This window comes from Myxococcus llanfairpwllgwyngyllgogerychwyrndrobwllllantysiliogogogochensis (assembly GCF_006636215.1).
GTDB lineage: Bacteria > Myxococcota > Myxococcia > Myxococcales > Myxococcaceae > Myxococcus > Myxococcus llanfairpwllgwyngyllgogerychwyrndrobwllllantysiliogogogochensis.
Map to the genome: position 1 here is coordinate 41,350 of NZ_VIFM01000062.1, position 6,573 is coordinate 47,922.

A 6,573-nucleotide genomic window follows, 5' to 3' on the forward strand; every position below is an offset into this window, starting at 1 on the left:
GCCGCACGCCGCGCCCCTCAGCGAGGCGTCACGAACGACTCGCGCGCACGCGGAAGCCGCCGGCATCCACGGCACAGGCGGTCTCCACCGAAGGGCCCCGCTCCACCGTCAGGGAACGACGAACTCCGCGGCGGAGCGGCGGCGACCGGCGACAACGGAGACCACCGCGCGCCCCTGCCCCACCGCCGTCACCCGGCCGTCCTGGGACACCGACACCACGGCTGCGTCCGACGTGAACCACTCCAGCGGCACGCTGTCGAGCACCACGCCGTTGCGATTGAAGGCCCGCGCCAGGAGCAACACCGACTGCCCCGGACGCTGGAACTGATGGTGGGTGAGGTTGAGGCCCAGGCGCGCGAAGTCCGCGGGCACCACCTGGACGGCGATGTGCCGGGCCAGATGCCCCAGGCTCGCGCTCACCGTGGCCGAGCCGGGCTTCACCGCCACCAACTGTCCCTCCTCCACCCGCGCGACCGACTCGTCCGACGAACGGAACTCCGGCACGGCATCAGGAAGCGATGCGCCCTGCTCATTGCGCGCCACCACGCGCATCTTGATGACGCGGCCCACTTCCATGAAGTCGGCGCCCGGCGCGCGCACATCCAACGAGTTCAGGATGATCAGGTCCAACGGCAGGGCCTCACGCACCTTGCCCCCCGTCACGCCGATGACCGTCTTGCCGGACTTGCGCACCGTCACCACGCCGTCCTGCACCAGCGCCACATCCGTCGCGGAGCTGGTCCACCGCAGCTTCGGCTCGGACATGCGCTGACCCTCGGCATCGAGGACCGTGTAGTCCAACTTCACGTTCTGCCCCGGCGTGCGCAGGAACTTCGACTCCAGCGGCTGGAAGGTCAGGGACTCGGGCGACGGCCCACATGCGCCCAAGAGGCCGAGCGCGAGAACAAGCACGGAACGAAATAGGAAACGCGGCGTCTTCACGGCGGCGGAGACAGACAACGAAGCGGGGTGGGAGTAGCGCCCATTTTAACCACGCCCCTCGCCCCACGTGTGAACCGCGAGGCCCTCTTCTCACGGCCTCCGCGCCCGATGCCGTCCGCAAGGCACTCGTCCAGACAGGCGGTATCCGCTCGCCCCCTCAGGAGAAGAGGAAGTGGGGGACGTTGAAGTCACTCTCGGTGGAATCGAGGGACGCGACGATGTTGAGCCGCTGCCCGGGCTCCGCGAGGTCGACGACGTAGTCCGCCTTCGTCTTCCCTGCCCCCTGGATGACCCGGACGCGGGGTCTGGCTGCCTGCGCCGAATCCGTGGGCACATCCATCACCACGCCCAACTGCCCCCCAGACAGGCGCACCAGCGTCCCCACCGGGTAGAAGCCGGCCACCGCGGTGAACAGGCGGACCACCCTCGCATCGAACCGGGTGCCCGCCCGGTGGGTGATGAGCCGCAGCGCCGTGTCCGGTGCCAGCCCAGGATGAGGCGGCGCCGGAAACGTCAGCAGGTCGAAGGCACAGGGCACCGCGAGCAGCCGCCCCGCCAACCCCACCGGCCGCTGCACCGGTCCACTCCACGCCGGCTGGAGGCAGTCGTGCGCGGCCACGACACGCTCCAGGCGACTGGCGTCCAACGGGCGCTGCAACAGCCGGAGCGCCGTCTTCAGCGGGCCCCGCCGCGCCAGCAACTCATGGGAGGCGCGGTCGAACTCCTGCTCCGGCGCGAGCGTGGTGGCCCCCCGCCCCAGGTCATGGAACAGCCCGCTGAGGGCCAGGTCCAACTGCTGCGCGCGCGACAGCCCCATCCGCCGCGCCATCAACAGCGACAGCACCGCCACCGCCGCTCCGTGCTGCCCCCCATCCACGTCTGTCCGGCGAAAGCGCGTGAGGCCCACCAGGAGCGACTCGTGGCCCACGGAGGACTCGGCCAGGCGCAACAGCACGCGGCGGAAGCGCTCGACGCGCACCTGCCCCTGCGAGGTGATGACATGCTTGAGGAGGACGACGAGCCGCGCGTAGTAGCGGAGCATCACCTCGCGCGGGGTCAGCACGTTCGTGGACGACAACACGTCGCGCAGGCGGATGGGCCCCAGCTTCTCCTGGAGGATGGCCTGCGGCTTCTGCGCGCGCCGGTGCTTCTGGAAGGCGACGAGGAAGGCCCGCAGGTGCTCACGCCGCAGGCCCGAGCCGAAGGAGATTTCCTGCACCTGGAGATGCTCCAGATAGCGCCGCAGCGAGACGGCCGTCTCCAGATGCTCCTCACCCAGCTTCATCCTCGCGCCATTGAGGAAGGGGATGCCGCCCACGCACTGGAGCTCCACTGACTTCTGTCCCCGCAGCTCCGCGTCCAGCAGCGAACCCAGCTCCTCGAGCGCCTCCTTCACGCCCGCGTTGTCCACGTCGTGCAAGGACACCGTGTTCAGACACCGAACGACGACGCCCATGAGCCTCGGGCCCACCTGTGCCGCGTCCTCCCGTGTCGTCGACGTGTCCATGTCTCCGCGTCCCCCGACGTCCGTCCGTCGGCTTCAGCCCACCGGGGCCAGTTGCGCCAGCGCTTCCCGACAGGCCTGTTTCAGATTGCGCGGCGCGAAGAGCTTGTTCGCCACCGCCTCCAACAACGGCCGGGCCCTCGGGTCTCCGAGGATGCCGATGCAGCGCGCGCAGTGGGTCTTCAGCTCGATGTCCTGCGCTCGCTCGAAGGAAGAGCGCAGCGCAGCGCCAGCGATGGGGCCTCCCAGGTCCGCGAGCGCGCGCAGCACCGCCATGCGCTCGCGCAGCTCCATCCGCGCATCGAGCCGGGACACCAACGGCCCCACCGCCGCATCCACGCCGTAGCGCACCAGCAACACGAGCGCCGCGCCACGCACTCCCACCGCGGGGTCCGCCAGGAGCTTCAGGAGCGGCGAGCGCTGGGCCTCCACGTCGCGAGGACTCAGCCGGGACAGCAGCGCCGCGCGAACCTCCGGTCGGGGATGTCCCAGCAGGGCCGCCGTCAACGGCAGCGACTCCGGTCCCGACTCGCGCAGGAACTGCACCCAGTCCAGGTCCGCCTCGCCCAGGGACGAGGCCCGCGCCACCAGGATGTTCAGCGAAATGCCCCGGCGCACGAGCAGCTTCGCCAGGGCCCCACGGGCCTCGGGTGAGGGCAGCTCGAAGAGCAGGTCCGTGGCGCCCTGGAGCGCATCCCGAGGCAGCGCGCTCAACAACTCCAACACGCGCAGCAGCAAGCCCGGCTGGGCGGTGGCCTGGGCCAGCGCGAAGCGCGTCTTCTCCCGGAAGAACAGCCGCGTGACGGCATAGAGGTCCGGCGTGCGCGCGCCCGAGGCCCGGGCATCCCGCGTCATGCCCTGCACCACCTGCGACAGCTCCGCCCAGCGGCCATTCGAGACGAGGCCGGAGAGCAGCTCCTCCATCCACGCCAGGAGCTCCGAGCGCTCCTCCTCGCGACACACCGCGAGCAGGCCCCACACCACCCACAGGCTCCGCTCGTGCACGCCTTCGCCGCCCCGCTCGCGCTCCAGCAGGGCTCGCAGCTCCGCCAGCTCCGTGTCGCTCGCGCCCGCGAAGGCCGGTGCTCCGGAGCGCACCAGGTCCTGTGCGCTGACGGGGGCCAGCACCTCCGCCTCCAGTCGCGCCAGCCACTCGTCATGTCCCACGGGCCGACGGCGGCCGGAGCCCGAGGCCTGGCGCCGCGTGAGCTCCGCGAAGAGCTGCTCCTCGCGCTCGGCCAACTGGGCCTCGGCCTGCGCGGACTCGCCCGTCTCCGCCGACGCGGGCACCTCCGCGACGACGAGCTCGATGTCCTCGAAGCCCCGCTCCCAGAACCACGTATAGAAGTCGTACTCCGGAGGCAGCGTGCGCTGTATCGCGCGGTGCCACATCCCCAGGAAGGCGCTCAGCTCCTCCGAATCCAAACCCGGTTGCAGCAGCACTTCCTGTACACCTTCCAGGAAGAGGGGCCGAGTCACCGAGTCCTTCGCGGACGCCGACTCCACGAGCACCACGTCTCCCAGGAGCAGCGCCGAGGAGCGAACGTGCAGCACCACCGCCTCGCTCGTCACCTCGTGGTAGCGCCGCACCGCTTCGCTCAATCGCTGTTGGACCTCCACCAGCGCGGCATGCCCCTCCGCGTAGAAGCGATAGGCACCCAGCACCTTGTTCAGCGCGTGGCCCACCTCCGTCGCGGCGTCCCCCGGCGAGAGCGCGGGCAACCCCACGGCGCCTGGAGCTATTGTCTGACCTCTGGAAGCGGGAGTGGGCATGGCTGGCAATTCATTGGAGTCCCTCCACGACACTAAAGCCAGAATCCAAGCACCACCAAATGAAGGTTGTCTTTCAAGAACGAGGCGCGTGGACGCCCAGCGCCACCAGGGCCTGGGTTGCCAGGGCTTCTCCCTCGCGCCACCCAGCGAGTCGGGCGCGCTCCCGGGCCCGCTCCAATCGCTCACGCGCCTCGTCTGCCCTGCCCCCCGCACCGAGCAGACGCCCCACGTTGTAGTGGATGCGCGCGGCCTCCTGCGCATCGCCCCCCTGCTCGGCCAGAACGAGCGCTCGCTCCAGTTCGGCGAGCGCCGCCGCGTGCTCACCTGCGAGGACGCGCAGGCCCGCGAGGTTCGAGAGGGCGCGGGCCTGCCCCACGACATGGCCCGTGGCGCGAGCCTGCTCGGACGCGTGGGTGAAGCTGGCGCGAGCCTTCTCCGTCTGTTGGAGCCGGAGCTGGAGGCGACCCAGCAGGTTGAGGTGCTCCCAGTAGAAGTCCGACGCACGAGCGGGACGACCGCCCATGCGCTGGAAGGACTGTGTCAGCAAGTCCACAGCTCCAGCGATATCGCCCCGGGCCTCGCGGGCGCGGGCCTGTTCGCCCAGCACCCACGCCAGGACTTCCGGGTCCGCCGCGGCGACGGTGCGAATCGCCAGCAGGCGCGCCTCGGCGGCGGCGACGCGGCCGAGCTTCAAGTCCGCGGAAGCGACACGGCGCACCACCTCCGCGCGAGCGGCGGGCGACTCGGTATCGGGCAGCTTCTCCAGCCAGGGCGCGGCGAGCGGCTCCACGGCCGCGGGGTCCACCTGCGTCAGACAGGTGCACGCTCGCGTCAGCATGCCGAGCTGCCACAGTCGCGCGGCGGGCGTGGCTCCTGGGGCGTCTCCCATCGCGCGGCGGAAGTAGTCGGAGGCCGCGCGCCACTCGCCTCGCGCGGAAAGTCGCTCACCGGCGCGCTCGCAGGCCGCGGCGGCGCCAGGTGCGGCTGCGGCGAGCAGGTGGTCGGCCACGCGAACCTCGCGCGCGGGCTCGGCTGCGAAGGCATCCTGTGCCAGCACTTCCGCCAGCTCCTGATGCGAGCGACGCAGCGCGCTCGCCGGCAACCGCTCCAACAACACCTGACGCGAAAGCTCCTGCATGAAGCGCAGACACCCCGGCCGCTCCGCCACCTCCACGAGCCAGCCATCCGCGACGAGCAACTCCGCCGCATCCTCGACAGCGTCCTCGGCCGGGAGGGACGCGCGCACCAGCGCCGAAGGGAAGACGGAGCCCTCGACGGCGGCACGCGTGAGGAAGCGCTGGAGCTGCGGCGGCAGCAAGTCCAGACGGGCCCCCAGCGCGAGGCCAAGACTGTCGGGCAGCGCCGCTTCCCCGAGAGGCGCTGTCGCCTGCCAGGAGCCCCCCAGACGCTGCACGGCGCCGCGCTCGACCAGGGCCCGCATCAACTCCAGCGCGAAGGAGGGATTGCCCTGGGCACGCTCGACGACGAGCTTCTCCACCTCGGCGCTCGGAAGCGCCCCAAAGGCCGCACCCAGCAGGGCCCTCAGCTCTGGCCGAGGCATTCCCTCCAACACGGAGAGCGGCAGCGGGGCGAGCGCGACGGGCAGCACGTCCGGCACTGTCGTCGCGACCAGACCCACCCGCGAGCCAGGGGTGCTCAGCAGCGACACCAGCAATTCCAGCGAGGCCACGTCCGCGTGATGCACATCATCCACGAGCAGCAGCACGCCCCCGGGACGCGCGGCGCGCAGCAGCGTCTCCGTCACCGTCGCGTCGCCGGCCTGGAGTTGTCCCGACGGCCCGCCATGAGACAACCGCCGCCACAGCGCCGCGACTTCCTGCGCGGAGAGCCCCAGCGCGCCGAGCGGCTGAAGCGGAGCGCCATCCGGCACCGGGCCCAGCGCGCGCGCCAGTCCCGTGAGCACCGAGCGCATCAAACCCATCGCTCCCGCGCCGCGCAGGTCCTCCGCGCTGGTCCGCACCACACGCAGTGAGGCCACTTGGGAGGCGCTCTCGGCCACGGCCTCCAGCAGTCGGCTCTTTCCCACGCCCGCCGCGCCCGCGAAGAGCCTGACGCCCCCCTGCCCCGCGCGCACCGACTCCACCACGGCCCGCGCCGCGACCAGCGCATCCACCCGTCCCACGAAGGGCACTCCGCGAACCACACCGCCCAGCCCCTCCACGCGCCACGCCGCGCCCGACGACACCGCTCGCTCCGCGCCGAAGCGCACTGCTTCCTCCAGCAGCACCTTCGCCGCCGCTCCCGCCAGCACCTCGCCCGGTGACGCGGCCTGAGCCAGCGCGGCGGACCGCTCCAGCCCCGCGCCCGTCACCCGCCAGGGCACGCGCCCGCCC

General features: G+C 71.6%; 4 protein-coding genes. All 4 read right to left on the reverse strand.

The window, feature by feature from the left end; all coding sequences use genetic code 11:
• Window positions 1-108: 108 nt before the first annotated feature.
• A complete protein-coding gene (locus tag FJV41_RS17630) occupies window positions 109-912 on the reverse strand; it encodes an Ig-like domain-containing protein (RefSeq protein WP_246137260.1) in 804 nt (267 codons plus the stop codon).
• A gap of 187 nt (window positions 913-1,099) precedes the next feature.
• Complete coding sequence (locus FJV41_RS17635) at window positions 1,100-2,449, reverse strand: HD-GYP domain-containing protein (RefSeq protein WP_141643662.1); 1,350 nt, start codon at window positions 2,447-2,449, stop codon at window positions 1,100-1,102.
• A gap of 33 nt (window positions 2,450-2,482) precedes the next feature.
• On the reverse strand, window positions 2,483-4,168 hold the full coding sequence (locus FJV41_RS17640; protein ID WP_141643663.1) for a HEAT repeat domain-containing protein: 1,686 nt from the start codon (window positions 4,166-4,168) through the stop codon (window positions 2,483-2,485).
• A 124-nt stretch (window positions 4,169-4,292) separates the two neighbouring features.
• Window positions 4,293-6,573 (reverse strand): ATP-binding protein (locus FJV41_RS17645; RefSeq protein ID WP_141643664.1); only part of this gene is annotated, 2,281 nt, incomplete at its 5' end.